This is a genomic window from Streptomyces speibonae (genome assembly GCF_984686075.1).
Genome location: NZ_OZ480260.1, coordinates 5,158,179 through 5,184,861 on the forward strand (window position 1 = coordinate 5,158,179; position 26,683 = coordinate 5,184,861).

Genomic DNA, 26,683 nt, shown 5'->3' on the forward strand with positions numbered 1-26,683 from the left:
CACCTCACGGAGTCCAAATCGCCTGTGTATCGCTGACCAGGGTCGCACCCTTGCCCTGCAGGAAACCCCGACATGCTGGGCAGAACGGTCTATTCACTGCCAGGCCTGTCGGCGTTAGGTCAAGATGGACTGCTGTCTCCCAGAGCTTGACCTCTGCATGCGGGAAGTTTCCTGATGCGTCCACGCCAGTGCGCGATATCCCGAGCTCGTGAGGGAGGAGCTGTGCACGTTGAATCTGAGAGATATTCTTCCGTGCTCCAACGGCCACAACGTCGAGAGATTCCGGTCCACCGCCTACCGCGTGCATGACTCCAGTGGTCGCCCTGTCGTTCGCCTTCCCCGCCGGGATGAGCGCGTGCAGGGTGTCGGCTCGGTCTTGCAGGTTGTCAAGATCGAGAGCGCCGCCGCCGCAGTTGTGAACCAGGACCGGCGTGGCCCCCGCCAGCACATAGTACGTGTGGATGCCGGTGACCGTGAGGTCGTGTGTGCGCTGGCGTTTGTCGAATGCGCGGGTGGCTTTGAGGGTGACCGAGTCGCCGTTCGCGGTGTGCAGGCGCATGCCTGGCTTGAGGTCGCCGGCCTCGATCCAGGCCTGCTCGGAGTCCGACCAGAAGGGGTGGGTCGTGGTGGAGACCAGTTTCTCGGACGTGCCGGAGACCTGTTTGATCGTCAGGTCGACGAAATGTTTGTCGTCCTCGGTGACGATCGTGCCGACGACCTCGCGGACCGTGTTGCCGCCCGTCTTCGGGTCGGTGACGGTGATCTTGTCGCCGAGCTTCACCTTCTCGATCGGCTTGGTCTTGCCGTTGGCGAGGAGGACCTTGGTGCCGGGTAGGAAGCTGTGCTTCCCTCCGACGAGGCAGGATCCGGCGTCGCCGGCCGTTTCCTTCTTACGTGCGGCTGCTGCCTTCTTTCTGGCATCGGCCAGTTTGTCCTTGGCCTTCGCCAGGCCGGCCCGTGCCTTGCCCAGGGCCTTGCCCGCCTTGTGGAGGGCCTTGGTTCCGCCGATCAGGTCTGCGATCAGGCCGGTGACCCGCTTGGCGAGTTTGGCGCCCTTCGCCCAGTTCCACGGTGCCCCGTACTTGGCGAGGATCTTGCCCGCCAGTCCGCCCGCGAAGCTGCCGGCGATGTTGAGCAGGGTCTCGCCGCAGGCTCCGACGTCGCCGCTGGAGATGCAGTCCAGCGCCGCGTCGACGCCCACGAGGTCACGGACAATCTTGACGAGAGCCTTGCCCGCCGTCTTGATGCGCTGCTTGGCGACCAGTTGCTGTGCCCTCGCCGACGCCACGTTCGCCGACGCCTCATTGACGTCCGACTGGGCCTTGTCGACGTCCTTGTTGCCGGTGTCGGTGTAGGTGCTGGGACCACCTTCACTCTTGGGATCGCCGTAGCCGGCGCAGTACCCGTAGCCGAAGCAGCTCTCGAGGCCCGACGGGTCGGACAGGGTCACCGGGGAGTTGTCCGCGTAGGCGTAGCCGTTGATCTGGTGCGGGCGGGTGTAGTCGATGAGGGGGTCGACCGAGATGAACTTGCCCAGGTGCGGGTCGTACTCGCGGGCTCCCAGGTGTGTCAGGCCCGTCTGCGCGTCGATCGTGCCGCCGACGAAGCCCTTCTCCCCCGGCCACATGCCGGAGTCCTCGCCGCGCCGGACACCGTAGGGGTCGAAACGACGCTGGGACACCGCCCCCGTCGCCGAATCGATCGCCAGTTCACCCGTGCCATGGTGATCCGAGGCGACGAACGACAGCTTGCCGTCCGTGCGCACGGCCACCGACTGCCCGGCGTACTCGTAGTAGCGGGTGGCCGATGTCTTCGTACCGTCGGCCGACAGCTTCAGCTCGGTGCCGGGGAGGTAGACGGTCGTCCCGGAGGAGTCCTTGCGCATGACCCGGCTGCCGGAACTGTCGTACAGGTAGCTGGTCTTCGAGCCGTCCGCCTCGGTGACCTCACGGACCTTCCCGGTGTCCGTCCAGGCCAGGGTCTGCGTGTCGCCGCCGATGGTGCGCTGGGTGGTGTTGCCCGCGTCGTCGTACTCGTACGACGACTGCCGGTCCCCGGTCGGGGTGTTCTCCACCACCTTGGTGACCTGGTGCGGGCCGCTGCCCTGGGCCCCCGCGCCGCCGTACTCGTAGCTACGGGTGATGTTCTTCGAAGCATCGAGCCCGGTGTCGTGAACCGTCTCCGAGACACGGTTGCCAATGGCGTCGGTCTCGTAGGACTTCCAGTACGGGGCCGGGCCGCCCAGGGCGCCGGTGCCCGCCGCGGAGTCACAGGCCGTCGGGCCGCTGCCGTCCACCGGGGTGGTGGAGCCACGCGTTCCCGTGCCGGCCGCGCTCGCCGCGGTGGCCTTCGGAGTCCACGCGTCCTTCAGTCGCTGCCGGGTGTCGTAGGCGAAGCACTGCAGGTCTGGGGAGGCGGAGTTCGCGGTGTCCGCGATGGACAGGACGTTGCCTGCCTGGTCGTAGGAGTACCGCGCGTCCTTCGCGGGGGCGGTCGCGTCGTAGACGTCGACCACCGAGCGGGTGAGCCGGTCGGTCCCCTTCTCGTAGCTGAAGGTCTGCCAGACCTTCTTGCCGCTGCCGGTGGACAGCTCCAGCTGCTGCACCAGGCTCTTGCCGGAGTAGACGGTGTCGGTGACGTACGGGGTGATGCTGCCCGTCATCGACTTCGGCCGCTGCAGGGAGTCGTACGTGTAGACCAGCCCCTCCGCAGGCAGGTCGCCGATGGCCGGCAGACCCATGCCCTGGACCGTTCCGTCACGGTTGTAGGTGGAGGTGAAGACGTAGGTGCCGGCCAGGGAACCCTGAGAGGCCGGGACCTGGTACGCCGTTTTCAGCGGGCGGTAGAAGTCGTCCATCGACTGGACGGCCGTGGCGAAGTACTCCGTCGGGGAGACGTAGCTGAGGGTGGCGTACCGCTGCCCCAGCCAGCCCGCCCTGTCGTACCGGTTCTCGCTCAGCTTGGTGCCGGTGTTCGGGTCGCCCTGCCAGGTCGTCACCACGCGGCCGAGCGCGTCGTAGACGGTCGAGGTCTTCTTGCCCCGGCCGTCGTAGGTCGCGACCGGCCGGTCCAGGTCGTCGTACTCCGTGCGTGAGGTGCCCGCGTCGGGGTCGACCGACTTGGTCTTGCGGCCCAGCTGGTCGTACTCGTACCGCCACTCGTTGCCCTTGGCGTCGGTGACCGTCTCCAGCTTGCCTGCCGGGGTGAACGTGTACTTCGTCGACTCGTACGGCACGCCCACGCCGGGTGAGGAGCCACGGTGGTGACGGATCTCGATGGTGTTGCCCTGGGCGTCGGCGACCGTCGTGGTCGGCAATGCGCCGACGGGCGGATCGACGTGGGTCAGCTCACCGTCGTACGTGGTGGTGGTGCGCCACTGCTCCGCGCCGCCGACCGCGAAGATCTGCGCGGTGGTCCGGCCCAGGCCGTCGTACTGCATGAGGCTCTGTGCGCCGATCTCACCGTCGGGGACCACCAGCAGTTCGCCGGAGGCCGCGCCGGCCGCGTTGTACGTCGCGTTGGTCTTCTTGATGTTGCCGGTGCCGTCGTAGAACGTGTCGGCGACCATCCGTGTGCCGTCCGGACCCTCGGTCTGGATCTGGCGCGGTCTGAGAAGAGCGTCGTAGAGCTGGTACTCCGCGCCGTAGGTCCCGTCGTTCTCGATCTTCTCGGTCTTGATCGAGGTGACCTTGTCCTTGCGGACGTCGTACGAGTACTTGATGCTCGGCGTCTGCCTCTTCTGCCGGTCCGCGAGCCATACGGAGGTCAGGCGGCCCAGTGCGTCGTAGGCGAGGTCCGTGCGCTGGCCGTTGGGGTCGGTCTGACCGGTCGACATGCCCCAGGCGGGGGCGTAGTCGGTCGTGGTGACATGACCCAGGGCATTGGTGACGACGGTCTTCGTCAGCAGACCGTTGGTCTCGGTGTAGGCGGTCTTCGTCTCGTTCTGCCCGGCGTCCTTCTGAGACAGCGGGCGGCCGAAGACGTCGTAGGTCGTGGTCCCGGTGACCTGGTACGTCGCCGTGGTGCCGTTGTGCGACGTCATCCGTTCGGTCTTCGTCGCGTCACCCTTGGTCGGGGCCGCTCCGAAGGCTCCTCCGTCGTAGGACGTGCGCTCGTCGGCCAGGACCTGCGTCCTGCGGTCGGGGGTGGCGGAGCACCTCACCGACACCGCCTCGCTGCGCGCGGGCAGGGAGAGGATGTTCTTCGCCGCGTTGTCCGCGTAGGTGGTGCGGGTGCAGGTGTCGTCCTCGGTGGTGGAGAGGTCGCCCTGGTCGTCGATCTCCTTGACGCGACCGGTGTGGTTGCCGGTCTCATAGGTGGTGGTGGACTTCGTCTCGCGCCAGGTGCCGTCGGACAGCAGGTTGAAGCCGCGGCCGGTCCGGGCGCGCACGATCGACGCGCGTGTGGTGCCCCAGCTCTTGGCCCGGGTGGCGGTGTAGTGCTTCCAGGGTGTGTTGATCGTCTTGGAGATCAGCCGGCCGCCGTCGTAGGTGGCGGTCTCCAGCTCGTGGCCGGTGAACTCCTCGGCGTCGGTGTACTCGGTTCCGGTGGAGTCCTTGACCTTCACCGACCGGGTTCCCCCGGCCGGGTCCTTGTCGCCGTCCATGCCCTGCAGGAAGGTGTGGTCGACTCGCGAGATCTGCTTGTCCGCGGTGCCGCTGGTGACGGTGACCTTGCGGTACCCCTGCCAACTGCCCCAGGTGAGGTACTTCTCGTCGGTGATGCCGTCGGGCTCGGCCTTACGCCAGGCGGCGTCGCCCTGGTACGAGTAGCGGGTGACCATGCCGTCGCTGCCGCCGGTGCGGTCCGTCTCGATGATCGCGGAAACGACGTACTTGTGGAACCAGTCGGTGATCGGGTCGATGGAGCCGGGCGGTGCCCATTTCACCGGGTAGCAGCGCTTGGTCGACTCACCCGGCTTGGGCAGCGTCGCTTTGGTGCAGTCGGCGGGTGCGTAGTTGACGTCGAGCTGGGCGCCGGTCTCGCTGAGCACCAGGGAGAGCCGGTAGCGGTGGAAGGGTGCGATGTTGTCGCCGGTCGCGTCGACGCGGTTGGCGAGCTGCTCACCGAAGAGTTCGACGGAGGGCAGCTCGACGGCGGTGCCGGCCCGGCCCTCGTGGTCGATCTTCGACAGCCAGAGGGTCTTGGAGTCGTCGCCGTTGTCGGTGAACAGGTGAGTGAAGGTCCAGGCGTCCACGTCCTGGTAGGTCGTGGCGTCCTCGCGCATCTGCGTGGTGATCGACGTCAGGCGCTTTGTGGTGAAGAAGGTCTGGACGGGCGAGGTGCACTTGGTGTCGGCCTTGCACTCCTGGTCGACGGGTACGTCCGGCCAGTGGGAGGCGTTGGCCTTCGTGCGCTTGCTCGCCGCGCAGTCGAAGTCGGCGGTGGGCAGGCAGCGTTCGGCGATGCCGAAGACGATGCGGGCCGGGGCCTTGGCGTCGTAGACCTTGCCGTCCTGCTGGCCGTAGTCGATGCGCTTGAGGTAGCCGCCGCGGTGGTACGCGGTGCCGTTGACGTCCGTCTTGCCGTTCAGGGCGTAGCGGTTGGTCTCGCGCCCGTAGTAGTAGGACATCACGTTGCCGTGCGTGTCCTTGACGTAGTCCAGGCTCCAGCGCCATGCCTGCTTGCAGTGGGCGCTGGTGAAGGTGCTGTTGTAGCAGGGCTCACCGGAGTCGTCGCCGAAGACGGGGGCCGTCCAGACAGAGGCGGTCTCCTCGTTCCCCGAGGCCCAGCCGGGCAGGCGGTTCTTCCCGAAGTAGTACTCGGTGCCCTCGGGCGTGGTGATGCGCCAGTGCTCGCCATCGTTGTCGCCGTTGGTGGCGCCGGTCAGCTTCTCGACCTTGGTGCCGTCGTCGGACGACATGTGCCACTCGCCGGTGGTGTCGTCCTTGACCAGCTCGCCGGACATGCCGTTGAGCATGATGGTGGCGTTGTCGTACGCCCAGCACTGCTCGCCGGAGCCGCTGTGGCCGTCGTCGGAGCAGGGCTTGTAGCGGCGCTCGATGTACCCCGGGTCGTAGGAGAATCCCTCGCCGATCCAGGAGCCCTGGTTGTTGGTGGCGGACGTGCGGCCGTCGGCCGACTGGGAGGAGTAGCCGAGACCGACGGTGGGCGTGAGACCGCCGGGGGTCGGGACCGTGCGCAGCGGATAGTTCCAGCTGAATGCGCCGGAGGAGGCGGCGACGGTCCAGTCGGCCGAGGGGGACAGTGCCGTCGCCTTGTACGTGCCCTGCGCGCTCGACGGGCCCGCCGTCACCGCGACGAGCGAGGTGGCGTCGGCGGCCATGGTGGAGACGCCCTTCGCGGGGGCGGGAGCGGCCGTGACGTCGGCGGACATCGTGCCGGTCCGCACGTCGTTGACGGTGGGCAGCGCCTTGGGCTGCTCGGGGCAGGCCTCGCTGCCGGGCACGGCGGCCGTGGCGCAGGCGGGGAGTTGCACCAGTTGCAGACGGGAGGCGTAGGAGCCGCCGAAGCCCTCGGCGAACTCCGAGTAGTCCACGGTCAGGCGGACTGTGGCTGCCTTGTCCTCGCCGTCGGCGCGCCGGACGCCCAAGAGGACGTCGGCGCCGGTCTTCGCGGCGCGCGCGGGGTCGAGGACGTCCACGCGGACCCTGTCGGCGGGTTGCGCCGACTGCGCGGCCTTCGCCTTGGTCCTGGCTCCGGTCTTCGCCTCGCCGACCTTGACCGGCAGCCCTCCGACCTCGGTCGGACCGGCCGATCCCACGGTCATCTCGGCGCCGCCCTGCCGGGGCCACAGCGCCTTGTCGAGGCCCTTGACCGCGGCCTTACGGGCCGGGTCGGAGGGGCGGGGCTTCGCTTTCCCGGAGTGTCCCTCGGCGGGATCCCCGTCATCCTGGACAGCGGGGCGGTCGGTGCGGCCCCGGTTTCCGCCGTCGAGCGGCACTGCCTGGACCGACGACGCGGACAGGGCGAGCGCGAGCCCGAGCACCGTCGCGACGACCACCGGTCTGGGCGGGCGGCGGCTCAGTAAGCGGCCACGGAAGAGCATCCGTCAACTTCCTGATCGTAGGGGGCGGGAGAGAAGGAGGCTGAACAGGTGTGCCGGACTCTTACGGCCCGACACACCTCACTTCGACGGAATGTCACATGTCAGGGAGAGCAGTCAGGCGGGCCATCTGCTGCACCGCGACCGGATCCGCCGCGCCGCTGTACGCCCGCACCTCGTCGATGGCGCCGGCGAAGTATTCGCTCTCTCCGCGCAGCGAACGGCCCACCTGAAGGCCGCCGGTGGCGGACCAGAGGGTGGCGTCCTGGCCGTAGGCGCCGGCGACGAGCTGGCCGTCGACGTACAGCCGGATCGAATGGGCGAAAGCGTCGTACACGACGGCGAGGTGCTGGCCGGAGGCGCCGGTGTCGGGCAGCGCCTGGTCGTCGGTGAAGGTGACGATCTCGGGGGCGGCCGCGTCGGTCCGGGCGACCGCCAGCTCCCACTGCTGCGTGGCGGCCTGGTAGCGGACCTGGACACGGTTGGCATGGGCCCCCGGCAGGGAGAGCACCGTCTGTGACTTCTCCGGGTCCAGCGAGGTGAGCTGGGCACGGGCCGTCAGGGTGAAGCTGCTGTTACCGGTGACGGGGGCGGTCGCGGTGGCGGCGTGGTCGCCGTCGCCGTCCAGCACCAGGTTGCCTTCGCCGACCAGGGCCGAGACGTCGAACAGCGGGTCGGCCGGACGGTAGATCGATGCGTTGCCCGCGAGGGTCAGCGCCTGACCGCCGCCGGTTTCCGGGGAACCACCCCCGGTGGCCTCATCGAGCTGCCAGTAGCCCTTGCGGGCCGGCTTGACGGTCATCAGCTCGGCGACCTGAGCCGTCGGCAGGACACGGTCGAAGGCGCGGACCTCGGCGAGGTCACCAGTGAAGTGGTCGCGGTAACCGCTCTTGGCCGTCGCCCGGCCGATCTGCAGCGGGCCGTACGACTTCCACGTGGAACGACGGTCGGCGGTGCCCTTCAGGTCCTTGTTGACGTAGATCTGGAGCTGCGGTCCGCCGGCCTTCTGCGCGTCATAGACGCCGGTCAGCAGTACCCATTGGTCCTTGATCACCGTGGTGTCGGCGGCGAGGGCCTGCCACTTGCCCAGCGAATCGACGTCGTTGACCGGGACGGCGAAGGCCCAGGTCTTCGCCGTCGCGTCGTAGCCGAGGGTGAAGCCGGGCTCCCCGGTGCCGTCCTGGCTGACGACCGTCGTGTCGTGGTCGAGCGCGGTGGGCCGCACCCAGGCGCTGACGCTGAAGCTCTTGGCGGTGTCCAGCACGGTCTCGCTGACGTCGAGGTACGCGTCGGCGCTGCCGTCGAGATGAGCGGCACTGTCCGCATTGCCGCCGGGGCCGTCCGCGCCGAAGGTGACGGCTGTGCCCGCGGTTGCCGAGAACTCACCGCTCTCGTCGTGGGCCTCGGTGCCGTCAGCCGGGTCGGCGAGATTCCACTGGGCGACGACCGGTCTGCCCTCGCTCACCAGGAAGTCGTACAGGGTACTGCTGGCGTGTCCCGCCTTGTCGACAGCGATCACTTCGAGCACCTGGCGCCCGGAGCGGGTCGGCATCCACTGCGTCGAGACGGAGCCGCCCGCCTTGGCCGGGGTCAGCCGGGTGAGCGCGGCACCATTGAAGGAGTAGCGGTACTCGACGACATCGGTGTCCGGGATGGAGTCGTTCGGGTTGGGCGAGAAGCTGAAGGTGCCGTAGGTGCCCACGCCGTCGTGGTAGACGGTGTCGGAGGGGTACTGCTTGGACAGGACCAGCGGCTTGCCCGGCCATGTCTTGTCATAGACGAACTCGCAGCGTTGCGCGGGGTCACCCGCCGAGCTCCACGGACCGTAGCCGTCACCGTCGGTCGCTCGTGCGCTCCAGTAGATGACCGTGTTCTGCGGGATCGTCGACTTGACGGTGTGCTTGAACTCGGTCCCCCGGGTGGGGGAGAGCCAGTCACGGCTCAGATATGTGTAGGACTTGGCCTCCTTCGTGGTGGGATCCGTCCACTCCACCTTGAACTGGACCTTGACCTTGTCGGTCTTGCCGTTGCCGTGGTCCGGGTCGCTCGCGATGGCCTCCAGCGTCGGTGGCCTGTCGGTGGTCGCGCGGCCCGCGCCCCACTTGCACGAACCACCCGGGTCCGTGGACATGTCCGCCGTTCTGATCTGCCGGGGCAGGTTGTTGTACTTGATCGACAGGTAGGCGTTGCCGCAGATCCGCTTCCACTCGGCGAAGCGGGACTCGTCGGCCGCACGCAGGCCGAGCGTCATCGAGTTCCAGCCGTTCGCGGCGGCCGTCTTGACCTCGCTGGTCAGCTCGCCGCTTGCGCCGCCCTCGAAGTGCAGGTTGGCCTGGCTGGAGCAGGATGTCGGAGAGATCGCCTTGTCGACGGTCCCGATGTGGTCGTCCCAGTCGTCCGAGGTGTTGGACCAGTTGCTGGACGAGGTGATGCGGTAGTCCTTGCCACCGATCCGGTAGAGCCGGATCGGCTCTGCGGTCGGGGTCGCGCTGTAGATGTGTTCCACCCGGGCGGAGAAGGTGGCGCCCATGATCTGCTTTCCTTTGTAGAAGGAGAGCGGCATGGTGAACAGCAGGCGGCGACGGCCGATTCCGTCACACGACTTGGGGCTGTAGTCGGTGGGACACTTGCCGACACCGGCGCTGCCGGAGTACTTCCAGTCCTGCTCCGAGGGCATTCCGGACATGATCCCGGTCCAGGCGGTACGGGAGGTGGTCCGCTGGATGGGGTCGATGACCACGGGGAAGACGGTGTCCTCGCTGCTGAGCAGCTCCTGGTCGGGAATGAGGCTGAGCCTGCCCTGGCCCACCTCGACATCCAGGGGGGCGACGCGGCCGCCGCCGCCCGGCCCCTCGAGGGCCGACTCGGACACGTCCTGTGTGCCGGGCACGGCCGTGGGGATCGCGGACTCTCCCGCTGTATCCTGCAGCGTCTTCGCCACAGCCTTCGGGCCCTGCTTCCCGGCCGGCGTCTCCTCGACGGCAGCCGAGTCCCACATGACCGGCTTGCCGGCCTGGAAGACGGTACCGCCGACAGTGGCGTCCTCGGCGACGATCGCCCCGGCGGCGTCCTCCGCGACGTGCAGCCCGTCGGTCGTCATGCCCAGGTCGAGCCGGGCGATGCGCGGGTCGGACGCCGCTTCGGGTGTCTTGACGACGAGCAGATGACCGAAGCCGTCGGCCTCGGCACGCAAGGCCAGGTCGACGCCGGGCAGTACCTCTGGGTAGGTGGCGGTGTCGCCTTCGACGGTCGGCTCGGGCAGCCGGCCGTACGGCCAGGACAGGGCCAGCTCACGGCCGGCCCGCCGCATCGTCACGAACGGCTTGTCCGTCTGTCCGGCGGAGAAGGACACGTCGACGGTGGCGGCCTTGGGTCCCCAAGTACCGTCCGCACGCTCCACGAGCGTCTCGTCGACATCGACCCACTCGCCGTTCTGCACGGTGCGGACGGGCTCGGTGTATTCGCGAGCGGTGAAGCTCCCGTCAGGCTCGGCGAATACCTCGCGGCGCTCGCTGCGCAGCCCGACGACCTCGACCTTCCGGCCGCTCTTCTGTGCCTCGGCGAGAGCTTGCTGCTCGGTCACCATCGGCTGGTCGTCCGCGACGGGTGCGTGGCGCTCCGGCCCGCCGTCGGCCGGGAGCGCGACCACTCCCGCCACCACCGCGCCGGCGGCTGCGGCCGCCACTGCGGCGCGCAGCGCGACGGCTCGTCGTATCAGTCGGGGTCTGTCCGAGGACACGTGTCCACTCTCCAGTCGGTTCATGTCTGTCCCACTGGTGCGGCCACCGGCGGCACCCCTCTCCCGAGGCACCGTCACCGGACCGTCACGCCGAAGGTGGTGTCGGCCGCCGGGATCCCGCCCTCACCGGGCCTGATCGTCACTGTCGGCGCTCCGCCGGACGCCACGTCCCACGGGAATCCGTGAACCGCGTGCCCCTCGGCCGGTCCGTAGGGCATTCCGACGTACAGCAGCGAAGGGGTGGCGGCGAGCGACAGGCCGGCGAGCTGGCGCGAGGCGGGGATGCCCGGGATCCCGTAGCCCGGGTCGATCCACTCGTCGGAGGCACCGGGCGGACCGACCAGCGGGACGATCTGGACACCGCCCTTGTCGCTGTGCTCCTCGGACGACTCCTCGCCGGGTACACCGACGGCAAGTCGGGTGTTCGTCGCGGTGGTCGTGGAGTTCGGGGCGGTGTTGACGGCGACGAGCCGCCGGCCGAAGAAGTCACCGGCCTCGGTGTCCTCCGCCATGTCCGCGGCGTTCTGGTCGATCCAGGTCATCTCCGTGAAGGCGCCGCTCGCCGCTATCCGGAACACCTGGACGGCACCCGCGTCGACCGTCGTGGCCAGGTCCTCTCCGGGAATACCGACCGCGAGCAGTGACTCGGTGGTGGAGGTGGCGCCGGAGGGCCGGTACGGGACCATGGCGATCGCGGCGCCGAACTGGTCTTCGACCTCCTCCGCGCCGAGGACGGCCTCCTGGTCCTGGGCGATTCCGGTGAGAGGTTTGGGACGGCCGGAGCTGAGCGTGTGGCTGAAGGTGGTCACGGCACCGGCGAAGGTGGTCGTGCCGAGCGCCTCGCCGGGCGCGCCGACCGCGAAATGGGTCGGGCTTGCGGCGAGGGTGGTACCGAAGCGGTCGTCCCGATCGGCAGTGCCGGGTACCGCACCGCCGGTCTCGGTGTCCTGGTTGACGCCGACGACCGTCTGCGCCGTTCCATGGATGTAGCAGAAGCCTCCGGCGTCCTCCTGATCGCCGACCGACTCACCGGGGATGCCGATCAACAAGTACGGGTTCCCGTTCGCGGTCTGGCCGGCGGTGACCGCGTAGCCGACCCAGTCGCCCGCCTCCGCGGCGCCCCCCAGGGGTTTGTCGGCGCCCTGGTAGAACTCCTTCACGGATTTGGTACCGGCGTTCAGACCGTCGGGGGCCCCGTAGAGCAGGTGGACGGCGCCGGAGTCGGCCGCGGTGCCGATGTCCTCATACGGCGAGCCGATCACCAGGTCGCTGCAGCCGTCGAGGTCCGCGTCATAGACGGCCAGCGCGTAGCCGTACTGGTCCCCCGCCTCTGGCCCCCCCCGGGATGTCGTCCAGCTCCTGGGACACGGTCAGCGTGCCCTTGCCCCCGCCGTAGACGACGTGAACCTGCCCGGCCTCCCGCACGCCGGCCACCGTCGCCTCGGGATCTGCGATCGCCGTATCCCTGATGCCGTCACCGTTGAAGTCCGAGTCGATGCCCGACGGACAAGCGACGGCGGCCGCGGCCGGCGTACCGCCGGCTCCGAGCCCGAAGGTGAGCAGCGCTCCCACGGTGACGGCGACGGAACTGCGTCGCCACACTTTCCCGAGTCCTAACACACACGCCCCGTAAATAAGGAAGGGATGAGAAAAATCAAAAGCCGAAGGATCATCACTGCGGATGGAGTGAGCCTGCAATACCCGCGCACCTCTTGGAGCTCGTGACATAAGTCACAAAGAATGCACACCATCTCCAGACTCTGGGCACAAGTAGGCACTCGCTCTCCCGTTCATCCTCACGCACCCGTTGACGCGAATCCGGCAATCAGTCATCAAACGGCAATCTGCACACCCGTGGTTGCGGGCAGGAGCTGCCAATTTTCACTCATTCATACCTATATGCGTTGATTGCCGTTGCCGACCCTTCGCTCGGGCGGCGTCCCTCGCCAGCTGGGACCTGCGCTCGCGCATTGGCCACATACCAAACGTGACCACATCACTGGCCGAAAAGAACCGCGCGGAACAGCAGCTTGAGAAGGTAATGCAACCTCCGGCCCACCGCATCGGCGGCTTGCCGCCAAAGCGGCGAACAGCCCTATAGCTCACTATTTAGGAATGCAGATACGACTCGGTCACCCTCAAAGCCACCCGCGCATTCGACAAACGCCAGCGCACACACGACCTCACGGTCACCGGAATCCACACGTACTATGTGCTGGCGGGGACCACACCGATCCTCGTTCACAACTGCAATGACAGCCTGGACTTTGCTCACGGTACGACATCGACGCACGCGGATGCCATCCAGGCGAACGGGCTGAGTGGGGATGCAGCGCGCGCGAACGCGCACGGAGGATCGCTGAATCAGCCGGGGAGCCTGTTCACCTATCGCGTCACACCGGGGGACGGCGAGACGTTGAGCGCTACCGCCTCTTTCGGCGCCTCGTGTGCGGGGCTCGGCGAGCGTCCGGCGCTCATGATCTTCAGGATGTGCCGATGCGAGTATGACCGACCAACTGCCGCTGGCCACATCACAACTCGCGTAACCGGCGAGGTCAGCGGAAGGATCGAGCGCATATTCAGTCCTGAGGCGATGTCTTCGCTGAGCCTCGTGCAACGACTGAACTTCTGATGCTCGATGTGCCGAAAGAACGAGAGCGAGCTGAATGTGTCGAGCGCTGATGGCTACGACGAAGCGATGCCGGAGGTTCGCGAGTATGTCGCTGCATACCAACGTGCACTTGAGCGTGTCCGGGCCAGTCACCGTGGGCGGCCAATGGGCGACGTGCGCCGGGCTCTCCTGGAGGAGTTCGAGACTGAAGGGCTTCAAGTGTGGAGCGAGGTAGTAACAGATGCGGCGCGCATCATCGCTGGTGATGCGGACTGAAGTCCGGCCCCCGCAGACCGTCCCGACGTTCGCTTTAGTGAATATTCGGGATCGACGCTAGTCCATTGTCTGCCGTTATGCGTCACCTGACGGCAGTAGCTGACGGCAACGGCGGCGAACATCAGGGGGTCCTGCTCGGCCATGCACCCGCAGGGGCCCGCAGCTCCTCATCAGCGGCGTCGTCGTCGTGAGACGCCGGGCGGCCAGGTGACGTGAACCATCTGGTGCAACCGGATGTAGGCCATACCCGGCGCCTCTGGATCTCCGGACCTACGACGGCCCGTCCGACCCATCGACAACGCCAGACCGGCTGACAGGATCCGGGGGCTCATGCCGCATCGCCTGGAGCATGGCTCGCGCACCGGCCGATCGCTCGGCCGCCGTGACCATGACCGTCTCTCTTGTGATGACGAGTGCCGGGTCCCGGACGGGGAGCCACTTCACACCCTGCGGAACGGCGTCCGCCGCGAGTCGGGGAAGGACGGAGATCCCCAGTCCGGCGGCGACGAGCCCCAGCCGGGTTTGCCAGCCACGAGCTTCATAGGCCACTCGAGGGGCTTCCAGGGTGGGCCAGGCACCGAACTGAGGACTGCCTTCGTCGCCGGTACCGACGATCCAGGACTCCTGGGCCAGCTCGTCGATGTGGACCTCCTTCCGGGAGGCCAGCGGATGGTCGGCGCTGACGGCTACGCCCATGCCCCGTCCGGTGGGCACGGCTTCGATGCGCAGGCCCGTCAAGTCGTAGTCGGGTAGCCCTTCCCCGATGGCCACAACGGCCACCTCGATGCGTCCCGCGCGCAGGCGACGCAGCTGTGCGGGGCTGGAGGCTTCCCACAGGCTCACCGTGAGGGCCGGATGAGCTTGGCGTAGGCGCGCGATGGCCCGCGGCACCAGACCGGCCGCAGCGGTCGGGTACGCGCCGACGGCGAGGCGACCTGCGAGGCGGTCGCGGAGCCCGGCCATCTCCAGTTCAGCTGATTCCAGATGGGCGATCACCTGCCGGGCATGGCGCAGAAGAGCCTCCCCCGGCTTCGTCGGCCGCACGCCGCGGGCATGCCGTTCGAACAACAGGGCTCCCGCAGCGGCTTCGGTGGCGTTGACCTGCCGCGAGACCGCGGACTGGGTGTACCCCAGTGCCTCCGCCGCCGCGGTGAACGACCCCTGCCGAGCCACTTCCAGTACGACTCGCAGTCCGGTCAAGGTCAGTTCCGCCATGAGCTGGACGATATGCGCGGCGTTCAGGGGGTAGCAAGCGAGCCCTTACCCATCCGTCATGGCGCTGCGCGGAAGAGCCCGTCGTGGCCGCGGCGAGCGAGGGCACGGGCTCAGGGGCATTTCCTGGTCCACCACGGCCAGACAGGGCGTGCCGGCTGCGGCCCGGGCGCAGTGGCAGCCCACGGAGTCGTACTGCAGAGAGAGACGGATGGCGCCGAGAGGGCCGGCGGCCGCGAAGGTGACAGTCTCGGCTCCGGTTCTCGGGTCGGCGCGGTGACCGTGTGGGGTGCCGGCGAGTGGTCCATCCGTGAGGCATGCGATTGCCGCATGCCTCCCATGAGAAACCATCGCTTGTCGACATGGCTCATGTGACGGATGTTGGAGGTGCTCCACCACAGACGAAACGGAGGTCAGGTGATGAGCCTGTCGGCACAGAACACAGGAGGGCATCCGAGCGGCCCCGTGCATCAGGGGCGGCTGCCTGCCGATGCCGCGATGAGTCCGGACCAGGTATGCCTTGTCACTCGGTTCTCCGCGGTCGATGATGCGGCATTCCGCAAGCTCGTCGATGAACTGCGGGCAACCGCTGCGGGAGTCGCCTTCGCACCGGACATCACCAACCCGACGTACAGCGCCACCAAGGCGGCACTGCACTCCTTGGTCCAGTCCGTGCGACTCCAGCTCGAACGCGACGGTTCACCGATCAAGGTCTTCGAGTTCATGGCCCCCCTCGTCGACTCCCCGTTCTCAGCCGGCGTGGTCTCCGACCGGAAGATGCCCGCCACCGACGCCATCGCCGCACTGTTCGACGGCGTGGAACGCGAAGAACTCGAACTGCACGTAGGCATGACGGCAGACGTCCACCAGGCACTACGCCGCTCCTCTGATGCGGCAGCGCGTGCCGTCAACGCCGCGACCGGCGGCTGACACCGGTCCGCACTGGTGCCGTGCTCACCCCCTCATTGACCCGACATCGAAACCATCACAGTCTCAGGAGCAGGAACAATGACCACCTGGCTCATCACCGGAGCCTCTCGCGGCATCGGCCGTGAACTGACCGAGCAGCTGCTCGCCCGCGGCGACAGGGTCGCCGCAACCCTGCGCAGGCCCGAGCAGCTCGACGACCTCGCCAACAGGTACGGCGACCGGCTGTGGCGCCGGCGCCTCGATGTGACGGACACCGCCCAGATCGATCAGGTGATGAGCCAGGCCTTCGCCGATCACGAGCGCATCGATGTCGTCGTCTCGAACGCCGGTGTCGGCGTGTTCGGAGCGGCGGAGGACCTCACCGACGAACAGGTCCAGGCAACGATCACCACCAATCTCACCGGCTCGATCCAGCTCGCCCGCCGTGCCGTCCCGCACCTGCGCGAGCAGGGCGGAGGCGTACTCGTCCAGATGTCGAGCATGGGCGGCCACATCACCTTCCCCGGGTTCGCGATCTACCACGCCACCAAGTGGGGGGTGGAGGGCTACTTCGAGTCGCTGGCTACCGAGATCGCCCCGTTCGGAATCAAGACGGTGCTCGTCGAACCCGGAATGGTCCGAACCAGTTTCTACGATGCGGCTCAGCGGGTTCCGCTCAGCGAGCCGTACCAGGGCGGACCGGCGGACATGCCCGAGATCAAGCTGGAGGACATGGTCGGCAGCCAGTCCGGCGTCGCCCACGCCACCATCGAGGCGGCTCTGTCCGACGACCCGCCCCTACGGCTGCTGCTGAACTCCGACGCCTACGAGGCTGTCACCACCACAGTGCGTGACCGACTCACATCCTTCGAAAAGCAACGCGACACCGCATACGCCGCGGACGCGGAGTGGGGCGTGGCCGAGGAGTTCCTTGATCACGACAAATGTCGACGCCCTGTTCCAGGAGCAGAGTCGCGGTCGAGTGCCTGAGGCCGGGGGAGCGGATCCGACGGAGGCCGGTCTTGCGGAGGAGCGTGGCGAATCATCAGGGGGTTACCTCGGAGACGCGCTCCCGAGACACCCAGTCGCACGGGTGGTATCGCTCGCAGGAGCAGGGTTGGGGCCACGTGCACGGCCTGCACCGACTTACCGATCAGCGCGGGCAGGTCGCGCACCATGTCCGTGTACTGCGCCTGACGGCGCTCCAGAGCCCGTTGGACATCCGTCCGGATCCACAGGCCAAACGCGGAGCCGTCTCCCAGTCCGGCGCGATCTCTCAGTTCTCCAGCCCTTCACCAACCAGAGGGTTCATGAAGGGCTGGTCATGGCTTTCAGGGACATCTCTCGAAGCGGGACGTTCCTGGCGGATTGGGTGCCTGACGGGTAGCCCGGCGGTTGGCAGGGCTTCAGCGTGGTCACGGCGCCGTCGTCGCCGGTGGGCGCAGCGGCCGGCAGAACGGCCACCAGGAGCCGCCGCTCTAAGCCTGGCCTCAGGTTGGTCGGGGACAATGGGCGGCAAAACCATTGACCGGAAGGGGCCGGGCGGCGTGCGGATCATGATCGCGGATGATGACCCGGCCATCCGGGACTCGCTGGAGCGGGTGCTCCAGGTCGAGGGGTACGACACCAGCACCGTCACCAACGGTTTCGCCGTGCTCGACGGGGTCGGTGGGGCCGGCGGTGACACGCTGGATCTGCTGCTCCTCGACGTGATGATGCCCCGCCTCGGCGGGTTGGAGACCTGCCGGCGGCTACGGGCCGCGGGCCGGGATCTGCCGGTGCTGATGCTGACCGCCCGAGACCAGGTCTCCGACCGGGTCGCGGGGCTGGACGCGGGCGCCGACGACTACCTGCCCAAGCCGTTCGCCACCGAGGAGTTGCTGGCCCGGGTGCGGGCCCTGCTGCGCCGGCGCACGCCGACCGAGGAGTCGCAGATCCTGTCGTACGCCGACGTCCGGCTCGATCCCGACCGGTTCGAGGCGTGGCGGGGCGACCGGCCGCTGCATCTGACCCGGACCGAGTTCTCCCTCCTCGAGGTCCTCGTGCGCAACGCGACCCGGGTCCTGACCCGCGACGCGCTGTTCGAGGCGATGTGGGGCTTCGGCATGAGCTCCACCGCCAACAACCTCCAGGTGTACGTGAGCTACCTGCGCCGCAAGATGGAGGCCGACGGTGAGCCGCGATTGATCTACACGCTGCGCGGCCTGGGATACACGTTGCGGGAGACTCCTCCGTGAGCAGGCCCGCCGGCCGGGAACCGCGCCGGCTGACGCGATGGTGGCGTCGGCGGTCCCTGCGGGCCAGGCTGACGGTGATCGCGGCGACGGCCATCGCGGTCAGCGTGTTCGTGGGCTTCCAGGTGGCCAGCGAGCTCATGGAATGGGAGCTGCGGGACACCGTCGAGGAACAGCTGCGCGCCGACTCCCGCGTCCTGGCGGCGAACGCGGAGCGCGCCGGTCTGGCGCAGGTCCAGCTGTCGCCGTATGCCGGATCCGGTCGGCTGGTGCGGGTCATCCTGCCCGACGGCTCGGTCCGGACGCCGGCCGGACAACCCGCGCTGCCCCCGGTCAGCGAGAACGCCGGGCGCGTGGCGCGGGGCGCGTCGGCCGATCTGATGGAGTCGAACGGCAGCGACGAAGAGGGCTACGCCGTCTACACGCTGCGGGCGGGCGACGGCGCGGTCCAGGTGGCCCGCGTCGTCGACGACAGCCCGGTCAACCGGTTCGGGTTCGGCATGCTGCTGATCGGGCTGCTCTGCGTGGCCGGCGGCGCCCTGGTCGGGCGGGCCGTGGCGCGGACCGGGCTGGCACCGATCGACCGGCTGACCGCCGCCGCCGTACGTGTCGCGCACACCCGGGAACTCGACGCCGACATCCCGGACGAGGGCGGTGGGGAGATCCGGCGGCTGATCCGGTCGATCAACGACATGCTCGCCGCGCTCCGGGACTCCCGGCAGGCACAGCGGCTGCTCGCCGAGGACGCCGCCCACGAGCTCAAGACCCCGCTCACCAGCCTGCGCCTCAACGTCGAGCTGCTGATGCGGCTCGATCGGCGCGGCACCCTGGACAGCGCACTGCCGGCGGAGAGCCGGACCCGGCTGCTCAACGATCTCGGCGCCCAGGTGGCCGAGTTGGGCACCCTTGTCGCCGAGCTGACCGACCTGGCGCGCGGTGACGTCAGCGACGAGAGCACCGAGGTGCTCGACCTCGCCGACGTGGTGGTCGCCGCCGCGGCCCGGGCGCGTTCTCGCGTGCCCGACGTCGACATCGCGCTCGACGTGACCTCCGTGCGGGTGAACGGGCGTCCCGCCGCGCTCGAGCGAGCGGTGCTCAACCTCATCGACAACGCCGGCAAGTGGTCCCCCGAGGACCAGCCGGTCCAGGTCCGGCTCCGTGCCGAGGGCGAGTCGGCGGTGCTCGAGGTCGACGACGCCGGGCCGGGCATCGACGCCGGCGACGTACCGCGGGTGTTCGACCGGTTCTACCGTGCCGACAGCGCCCGGGCGCTGCCGGGATCCGGTCTGGGGCTGTCGATCGTGCAGCGGGTCGTCGACGCCCACGGCGGCAGTGCCACCGTCGCCCGCTCCGCGCGCGGTGGCGCGCTGCTTCGGCTCGACCTTCCGGCCGCGGCCCCGCCCGCGCGGCTCACCGCCGGGGATGACACCGGGCTGCGCTGACCGCCCCTCCGGTGCGGCGCAGGACGTGGGGCGGCGGGCCTGGGGTGGGCCCCGCGTGGCTCACCGCCGGGGCAGCGCGTCGCGATGTGCCGCGCCCCACCCCGGCGCGTGGCGCGCGACCAGAGGGCGGCGACCGTCGGACCCATGCAAAAGATCCGGGACGGGCCTGGGTTCCCGTCCCGGATCTCGTCCGTGGCGCCGCGCTCACCGTTGCAGCGCGGACTCCTCCTCGTCGGCGAGCGCCGCCTGTCGACCGTCCGGCAGCTCCGCCGCCGGACGGGCCAGGCGGCTCGGCCACCACATCCGCCGCCCGATCAGCAAGGTGAGGGCGGGCACCAGGACCGACCGCACCAGCAGGGCGTCGAGCAGCACGCCGAAGGCGACCAGGAACCCGACCTCCACCAGCATCACCAGCGGAAGTGTGACGAGGACCGCGAACGTGGCCGCCAGGACCAGGCCCGCCGAGGTGATGACGCCACCGGTGGCCGAGAGGGCCTTGAGCATGCCCTCCCTGGTGCCGAGACGCAGGGTCTCCTCCCGGGCCCGGCTGGTCAGGAAGATGTTGTAGTCGACGCCGATCGCCACCAGGAACAGGAACGCCAGCAGCGGCACCGAGGAGTCGATGCCCTTGAACCCGAGGATCGTGTCGAAGACGAACACGCTGCCGCCGAACGCCGCGGCGAACGAGACGATCACGGTGGCCATCAGGACCAGCGGGGCCAGGACCGCGCGCAGCAGCAGCCCGAGAATGATCAGGACGACGACGAGCACCAGCGGGATCACCAGCTTTTCGTCGCGCTTGGTGGTCACCTCGGTGTCGAGGTTCTCCGCACTCGGCCCGCCGACGATCGCCTCCGCCCCGCTCACCGCGTGCACGGCGGTGCGCACCCGCTTGATCGTGTCGTACTCCGCGGCGGTGTCCGGCGCGTCCTTCGGGAACACGGAGATGTTGGCCCAGTCACCGCTGGTCTGCTCCGGGACGGCCATGGCCACACCGGGAGTGTCCTCGACGACGTCGAGCACCCGCTCCTGGTGCGCCGGCCGCGTGAAGACCGTCATCGGCTGGCCGCCGAGCTCCGGGAAGTGCTCGCGGAGAACGGTGAAGCCGGTGACCGACTCGGGCGCGGACAGGAACTGGTCCTGCTCCCGCAGGGCGCCGGTGTTGCCCGCCAGCCCGAGGGCGAGCACGCCGAGGACTCCGAACGAGCCGAGCGTCGCCACCCACCGGCGGCGGCTGAGGGCGGTGCCGAGCCGTCCCCACAGCCCCCGCTTCTCCTCGACGGCCGTACTGAACCGCGGAACGGCCGGCCAGAAGATCCGCCTGCCGAGCACCACGAGCACCGCCGGGAACAGCGTCAGCATGGCCACCAGCGCGCACAGGATGCCGGCCGCACCGATCGGGCCCAACCCGCTGGTGCTGTTCAGGTCCGCCACGAGCAGGCAGAGCAGGCCGGCGACCACGGTGGCCGCGGACGCGACGATCGCCGGCGCCGCACTGCGCAGGGCGTGGACCATCGCGACCCGGACGTTCTCATGGTGGTGCAGTGCCTCCCGGTATCGGGCGATGAGCAGCAGCGCGTAGTCCGTGCCGACGCCGAACACCAGGATCGTCAGCAGCGCCGAGTTCTGGTCGTTGACCACGATGCCGAAGCCCTTGACGAGCAGGTAGACGGTCCCCATCGCGGTCAGTGCGGCCGCGCCGACGGCCACCAGCGGGATGATCCACAACACCGGGCTGCGGTAGGTGAGGATGAGCAGGAGCGTGACGACGGCGATGGTGGTGAGGAGGACCTGCTCGTCGATGCCGTCGAAGACGGCATCCATGTCGCCGTCGATCGCGCCCGGGCCGGTCACGTCGAGTTCCAGGCCGGAGGGGCGGTCCTCCGCGGCGTCGCGCAACGGGCCGACGATCTCCTCCGGTGGGCCGTAGTCCGTGCTCACCTCGAGGGTGAACGTCATCGCCTTGCGGTCGGTGGAGAGGCTCGTCGGTGAGCCCTCGTCGTCCTCGTCGGCCGCCTCCGCCTCCTTCGGCGGGTACCGCTTGGCCAGGGTGTCGTAGTGCCGCTCGACCGTCGCGCGGTCGGCGTCGGTCATGCCGTCGGCCCGGTGGTACACGAAGACGAACGTGCTGTCCTCGCCGCCGGGGAGACTGTCGTCCAGCGCCGCCACCTTGGTGGACTCGGCACCGGCCGGCAGGGTGTCCACGGCGCTGTCGGTGGTGACCGAGCTCAGCTTTCCGCTCAGCGGCACCATGCCCGCCGCCAGCACCAGCCACAGGCCGATCACCAACCATGGCACCCACCGGCCGGCCAGCCGGCCGGCCGGCGCTCTCCCGGACGGCGCCGCATTGACTGCCATCACTAGCCTCCTGCATAGGGGTTGCATCGCTGATCTGGATGCCAACTTCCTAGCGAGCGAACCTGAGGCCACTGTTAGTACGCTGCTCAGACCGGCTGCCCGAACCGCGTGCCGAACGCACACATCGGCGTGCAAGGCCGGTTCACGCGGCAGCCCGGGGCGGTGCGCGTCCCGGCGAACATGGGCGGGCCCGCCGGTTGAACCGGGGGCCCGTCGGGGTTCGGCTCTTCTGCCTACTCACCCGTCAAGGTGCAGCCCTCGCGGGACAAATCCAGGTGGGAGCCCTTGGTCAGGCAGGTGGTGATCATGTGTACCTGCTGGCCGTAGGCGCGGCCCGGGGCGGAGGTCACGGCACCGTGGCGGTCGACCTCGCAGGGGTTGTTGTCGGTGCACTGTTCGCCCGCTTCGTTGTGGGTGTTGTGGATGCCCACGACCGTGGTGCCGTCGGGTGACAGCAGGGGTGAGCCGGACGTGCCGTAATGGGGGGTGCAGTCCTCGCTCGTGGTGTAGCGGATCGCGTTGTCCTGCTGGTAGCCGCCCTCCCGCAGGTGCGGGACCACGGCCTCGGCGGTGCAGGTGAAGCGGCGGCCGGTGTAGGCCATGGTCAGCGGGTCGCCCGCGCGTACGGGGGCGGAGGTGAGCCGGAAGACCTTCGCGCCCTTGGCCCTCAGTTGGGCGTAGGTCTTGTCCAAGCGGTAGAGCGCGATGTCGGTGCCGGTCATCGTCGCGTAGACGAGCCGGGTCGCGCGGGCCGTGGTCCGGGGGTAGCCCTGGGGGTCGGCCATGGGGACGGGCCGGTCGGCGGGGCGGTCGACCAGGGCGCTTCCGGGTGCGGGGCGTTGGCCCTGTACGCAGTGGCCGTTGGTCAGCAGCAGGGCCGGGTCGTTCGGCCGGGCGGCGGGGGTGCGGATCACCGAGCCCGCGCAGCCGTTCAGGTCCACGGTGCCCTCCACGTCCGGGATCACGTCATCGGGGGGCACGTTCGTGCCGTTGATGATGCCGTTGATCCAGTCGGCATGCCGGGTGACGTCGGTGTACAGCGTCGGCGCGTCGTCGCCGCTGGGGCCGCTGACCACACCGGCGACCGCCCACTGGCCGTCCTCGCGGACCAGCGCGGGCCCGCCGGAGTCCATGTTCCTCGCGGAGACGCCGCCGTCGCGGCTGCCGACGCACAGCTCCCCGGACGCGGCCACGGGACACACGGAGAGCGGCTGCACCACCGTGTCCGCCTCGCGCAGTCGCGTGGGGAGGCACTCCGGATCGCCGGTGTCGTTGTCGCAGGTCGTGCCCCAGCCCATGATGCGGACGGGCGTGCCGTCCGGCGGCGTGGCCGAGGCGAGGCGTACCGGCTCGGCCCGGACCGGCTTCCGCAGGTGCATCAGCGCGAGGTCCTTGCCCCAGAAGCCGCCCTCGTCGCGGCTGGTCGCCAGCCGGTAGTAGTGGTCGACCTCCGCGACCTCGCCTCCGGATGTCGTGTCCAGCGACCCGACCCGCACCTTCCAGCCGCGCGGGACGCCCGTCTTCGCGTTGGTCGGGTTCTTGCCGGCGCAGTGGCCGGCGGTCAGGACCCATTGCGGAGCGAGGACTTCCACCCCGCAGCCGTGGTGGTCCGGGCGCGGCGGCGCCGGATACGACGGCTGGAATGAGCCCATGAACGAGTAGGGCTCGGTCGACTCGGTGCCGCCCACGACGGACTGCGCCGGAGAGGCGGACAGTAAGGGAGCGGCCAGTGCGAGCACGGCGGCCCCCAGCAGGAGCGAGTGCTTTCTCATGCGGCTCACCTTGGACGCCGGTCGTCTCCGGTCCGCCGCGGCGGTGTTGCAACGGCTGCTCGAGGGTGTATCGGTTCGTCCGCCGTGCGGGCTGCCGGTGCGTCTCAGTGGGACTCCGGGCCCGCCTGGACGGACGGTTCGCCCAGCCGGTTCAGGGCCGCCTTCGCCTGCGGCACGCGCAACGGGGAGAACCACGGGTTGATCTGGAGGGCCTCCTTGAGGTGGCGGCGGGCGGCTCCGTACCGTTCCACGGAGCGCTCGATCATGCCCCGGTGGAACGCGTGGAGGGCACTGCGCACGCCGCCTCCCCGCGTCCCCTCGGTCGCCCGTACGGCGAAGGGCAGCGCCTCCTCGTGCTCCCCCGCCCGGTGGAGCGCCCAGCCCAGCGCGTCCGCGACCTCCGTCGACGGCTGACGTTCCCACTCCGCCCGGAGCCGCCGCACGGCGGCCTCCGCGTCCCCGTGGTCCGCCTCGTAGCGGCCCAGGACCAGCTCCTCGTCCGCCCCGTGCGCGGCCGCCGCCCGCACCCGCTCCCGCAGCACCCCGTACTGCACCCGCGCCGCCTGCTTCAGCCCCAGCGACTCGTACAGCTCGCCCAGTTCCAGCGCGTACTCCGGCCGCGGGTGCTTCACCAGCGCCACCCGGTACGCGCTCAGCGCCTCCGTCATCCGGCCCAGTGACGCCAGCGCCCTGCCCTGCCCGGCCTGCGCCGCCCGCTGCTCGGGGTCGATCCGCACCGCCTCCTGGAACTGCCGCAGCGCGTCCTCCCGGTCGCCGCGCTCCCAGGCGAGCTGCCCGGCCCGCTCCAGGTACGCCGCCCGTTCGGCGGGCTCACCGGCGGCCGACACCGCGTCCGCGAGCTTCGCCGCCGCGTCCTCCCGCCAGCCCTTGTCCCGGTACACCGCCGCCGCCCGCGCCATCATGGCGGGACCGGAGCGCAGCTTCTTGAGCTGCTCCAGCAGCTGTGCGGCCTCCTCCTCGTCTCCGAGCCCGGCGGACGCCTCGATCAGCAGCGGATACGTCGTCCACCGCTTCGGCTCCAGCTTCCGCGCCGCCTCCCCCCACTCGCGCGCCTCGGCGAAGTCCCGCCGCGCGTTCGCCAGCGCCGCCAGCCCGCGCAGCGCCGGGGCGTTGCCCTCCGGCCGCACCTTCAGCGAGGTGCGCAGCGCCTTCTCGGCCCGCGTCCAGTACGCCGGGTCGGCCAGCCGCAGCCCCTGTTCCACCCGGGCCGCCCCGAGCACCGCCCAGGCCCGGGCGTCCCTCGGGTGCGCTGTCAGATGCCGCTCGCGCTCCTCGGTCAGCGCGGCCAGGTCAGGGAGCGTGGCCGGTACCCCGCTGGTGACCGCCGCCAGCGCCCGTGCCTGAGGAGTCGGCGCGGGCAGCGCCTCCCGCTCCCACGGCAGCACGACCAGCACCCCGCCCAGTACGGCGCACCCGGCGGCCGAGGCGATCAGCGCGCGACGCATCCGCCGCCGGGGCTCACGTGGCTTGTCGTCCATGGCGCACTCAGTCATGGCGCACACTGTGCGTCACACACCGCGTACGTACGATGATCACACCCCGGTGTGACGCGGCTGCCCGCGCGGGGTTCACACCGATGGCCCCGGGTGACACGCTGTGATCATGAGCCGTATCGAAGCGCGACGCGACGAAGACACGGTGGCGGCCGGCCCCCTCGTCGAGCGGCTGCTCGGCGGACTGCCCCGCGAAGCCGTCCTCACCGACCCCGACATCACCGCTTCCTACGCCCACGACATGGCGAGCTTCTGCCCGGCGGGCAGCCCCGCGGTGGTCGTGCTGCCGCGCACGGTGGAGCAGGTCCAGCACGTCATGCGCACCGCCACCGCACTGCGCGTCCCCGTCGTCCCGCAGGGCGCCCGCACCGGCCTGTCCGGCGCGGCCAACGCCACCGACGGCTGCGTCGTGCTCTCCCTGACGAAGATGGACCGCATCCTGGAGATCAGCCCGGTCGACCGGATCGCCGTCGTCGAACCCGGCGTCGTCAACGCCGCCCTCTCCCGCGCCGTCGGGGAACACGGCCTCTTCTACCCGCCGGACCCCTCCAGCTGGGAGACCTGCACCATCGGCGGCAACATCGGCACCGCCTCCGGCGGGCTGTGCTGTGTGAAGTACGGGGTGACGGCCGAGTACGTCCTCGGGCTCGACGTCGTGCTCGCCGACGGACGCCTGATGTCCACCGGGCGCCGCACCGCCAAGGGGGTCGCCGGATACGACCTGACCCGGCTGTTCGTCGGGTCCGAGGGCTCCCTCGGCATCGTCGTCCGCGCGGTCCTGGCGCTGCGGCCGAAGCCGCCCGAGCAGCTGGTGCTGGCCGCCGAGTTCTCCTCCGGCGCCGCCGCCGGCGACGCCGTGTGCCGCATCATGGCGGGCGGCCACGTCCCCTCACTCCTCGAACTCATGGACCGTACGACGGTCAAGGCCGTCAACGACCTGACCCGCATGGGTCTCCCGGAGTCCACCGAGGCGCTGCTGCTGGCCGCCTTCGACACCACCGACCCGGCGGCGGACCTCGCCGCCGTCGGCGCGCTGTGCGAGGCGGCCGGCGCCACCCAGGTCGTCCCGGCCGAGGACACGGCCGAGTCCGAACTGCTGCTCCAGGCACGGCGGTCGTCCCTGGTCGCCCTGGAGGCGGTCAAGGGCACCACGATGATCGACGACGTGTGCGTGCCCCGTTCGAGGCTCGGCGAACTCATCGACGGCGTCGAGCGGATCGCCGAGAAGCACCGGCTCACCATCGGCGTCGTCGCACACGCGGGCGACGGCAACACCCATCCGACGGTCTGCTTCGACGCCGCCGACCCGGAGGAGTCGCGGCGGGCGCGGGAGTCCTTCGACGCGATCATGGCGCTCGGTCTCGAGCTGGGCGGCACCATCACCGGCGAGCACGGCGTGGGCGTGCTGAAGAAGGAGTGGCTGGCGCGCGAACTCGGCCCGGTCGGGCTGGAGATGCAGCGGGCTGTCAAGAACGCCTTCGATCCGCTCGGCATTCTGAACCCCGGCAAGCTGTTCTGACCGCGAAGGTGCCCGAAAGGAGTGGGGTCCGGCCGGAGGGGCGGTCAGGTCCCCGCCCGTCTGATAGATGTGGTTTCCCCCGACCCACCCC

The 26,683-nt window shown here is 69.6% G+C and carries 12 protein-coding genes and 3 pseudogenes; 6 read left to right on the forward strand and 9 right to left on the reverse strand.

The window, feature by feature from the left end:
- Window positions 1-4: 4 nt before the first annotated feature.
- From AC5L3C_RS23270 to AC5L3C_RS23285, 4 genes are all read right to left on the reverse strand, one after another.
- Entirely contained in the window at window positions 5-7,009 is a 7,005-nt protein-coding gene (locus AC5L3C_RS23270; protein WP_493650664.1) for a polymorphic toxin-type HINT domain-containing protein, read from the reverse strand.
- Between the two features lie 94 nt (window positions 7,010-7,103).
- Window positions 7,104-10,745, reverse strand: a complete 3,642-nt coding sequence (locus tag AC5L3C_RS23275) for a LamG domain-containing protein (RefSeq protein ID WP_493650665.1) — start codon at window positions 10,743-10,745, stop codon at window positions 7,104-7,106.
- Window positions 10,746-10,819: 74 nt separating this feature from the next.
- Window positions 10,820-12,049, reverse strand: coding sequence for a VCBS repeat-containing protein (locus AC5L3C_RS23280; RefSeq protein WP_493653985.1), 1,230 nt, complete (start codon window positions 12,047-12,049; stop codon window positions 10,820-10,822).
- On the reverse strand, window positions 12,036-12,347 hold the full coding sequence (locus AC5L3C_RS23285; RefSeq protein ID WP_493650666.1) for a hypothetical protein: 312 nt from the start codon (window positions 12,345-12,347) through the stop codon (window positions 12,036-12,038). The genes AC5L3C_RS23280 and AC5L3C_RS23285 overlap by 14 nt, the downstream gene beginning before the upstream one ends.
- A gap of 544 nt (window positions 12,348-12,891) precedes the next feature.
- Here AC5L3C_RS23285 and AC5L3C_RS23290 point away from each other — a divergent pair.
- Window positions 12,892-13,000: pseudogene (locus tag AC5L3C_RS23290) on the forward strand (hypothetical protein); the annotation flags it as partial.
- 902 nt (window positions 13,001-13,902) lie between these two features.
- Here AC5L3C_RS23290 and AC5L3C_RS23295 read toward each other — a convergent pair.
- Entirely contained in the window at window positions 13,903-14,847 is a 945-nt protein-coding gene (locus tag AC5L3C_RS23295) for a LysR family transcriptional regulator (RefSeq protein WP_125506168.1), read from the reverse strand.
- Between the two features lie 417 nt (window positions 14,848-15,264).
- On the opposite strand from AC5L3C_RS23295, the gene AC5L3C_RS23300 reads away from it, so the two are divergent.
- Together AC5L3C_RS23300 and AC5L3C_RS23305 are read left to right on the forward strand one after the other, a co-directional pair.
- A complete protein-coding gene (locus AC5L3C_RS23300; protein ID WP_125506169.1) occupies window positions 15,265-15,774 on the forward strand; it encodes a Rossmann-fold NAD(P)-binding domain-containing protein in 510 nt (169 codons plus the stop codon).
- A gap of 78 nt (window positions 15,775-15,852) precedes the next feature.
- Window positions 15,853-16,599, forward strand: a pseudogene (locus tag AC5L3C_RS23305) (SDR family oxidoreductase); the annotation flags it as partial.
- 54 nt (window positions 16,600-16,653) lie between these two features.
- Here the strand turns inward: AC5L3C_RS23305 and AC5L3C_RS23310 are convergent.
- Window positions 16,654-16,795: pseudogene (locus tag AC5L3C_RS23310) on the reverse strand (tyrosine-type recombinase/integrase); the annotation flags it as partial.
- A gap of 505 nt (window positions 16,796-17,300) precedes the next feature.
- Here AC5L3C_RS23310 and AC5L3C_RS23315 point away from each other — a divergent pair.
- Complete coding sequence (locus tag AC5L3C_RS23315; RefSeq protein WP_125506171.1) at window positions 17,301-17,990, forward strand: response regulator transcription factor; 690 nt, start codon at window positions 17,301-17,303, stop codon at window positions 17,988-17,990.
- On the forward strand, window positions 17,987-19,429 hold the full coding sequence (locus tag AC5L3C_RS23320) for a HAMP domain-containing sensor histidine kinase (protein WP_493650667.1): 1,443 nt from the start codon (window positions 17,987-17,989) through the stop codon (window positions 19,427-19,429). Before AC5L3C_RS23315 ends, AC5L3C_RS23320 begins: the two co-directional genes overlap by 4 nt.
- A gap of 204 nt (window positions 19,430-19,633) precedes the next feature.
- Here the strand turns inward: AC5L3C_RS23320 and AC5L3C_RS23325 are convergent, their stop codons facing one another.
- The 3 genes from AC5L3C_RS23325 to AC5L3C_RS23335 all read right to left on the reverse strand — a co-directional run bounded on the left by AC5L3C_RS23325 (window position 19,634) and on the right by AC5L3C_RS23335 (window position 25,073).
- The gene (locus AC5L3C_RS23325) at window positions 19,634-21,787 is read right to left on the reverse strand and encodes an MMPL family transporter (protein ID WP_125506173.1); all 2,154 of its coding nucleotides are present in this window, start codon (window positions 21,785-21,787) and stop codon (window positions 19,634-19,636) included.
- Window positions 21,788-22,020: 233 nt separating this feature from the next.
- Window positions 22,021-23,559: a trypsin-like serine protease gene (locus tag AC5L3C_RS23330; RefSeq protein WP_493650668.1), complete on the reverse strand. Its 1,539-nt coding sequence runs from the start codon at window positions 23,557-23,559 to the stop codon at window positions 22,021-22,023.
- Window positions 23,560-23,663: 104 nt separating this feature from the next.
- Complete coding sequence (locus tag AC5L3C_RS23335; RefSeq protein ID WP_493650669.1) at window positions 23,664-25,073, reverse strand: tetratricopeptide repeat protein; 1,410 nt, start codon at window positions 25,071-25,073, stop codon at window positions 23,664-23,666.
- Window positions 25,074-25,176: 103 nt separating this feature from the next.
- Between AC5L3C_RS23335 and AC5L3C_RS23340 the strand changes: the two genes are divergently transcribed.
- On the forward strand, window positions 25,177-26,592 hold the full coding sequence (locus AC5L3C_RS23340; RefSeq protein ID WP_493650670.1) for an FAD-binding oxidoreductase: 1,416 nt from the start codon (window positions 25,177-25,179) through the stop codon (window positions 26,590-26,592).
- The last annotated feature ends 91 nt before the right edge of the window (window positions 26,593-26,683 follow it).

Coding starts and splice junctions, on each gene's coding strand:
- AC5L3C_RS23270 (WP_493650664.1), bottom strand. CDS start 7,009: ATGCTCTTCCGTGGCCGCTTACTGAGCCGCCGCCCGCCCAGACCGGTG.
- AC5L3C_RS23295 (WP_125506168.1), bottom strand. CDS start 14,847: ATGGCGGAACTGACCTTGACCGGACTGCGAGTCGTACTGGAAGTGGCT.
- AC5L3C_RS23300 (WP_125506169.1), top strand. CDS start 15,265: ATGAGCCTGTCGGCACAGAACACAGGAGGGCATCCGAGCGGCCCCGTG.
- AC5L3C_RS23325 (WP_125506173.1), bottom strand. CDS start 21,787: ATGGCAGTCAATGCGGCGCCGTCCGGGAGAGCGCCGGCCGGCCGGCTG.
- AC5L3C_RS23330 (WP_493650668.1), bottom strand. CDS start 23,559: ATGAGAAAGCACTCGCTCCTGCTGGGGGCCGCCGTGCTCGCACTGGCC.
- AC5L3C_RS23335 (WP_493650669.1), bottom strand. CDS start 25,073: ATGACTGAGTGCGCCATGGACGACAAGCCACGTGAGCCCCGGCGGCGG.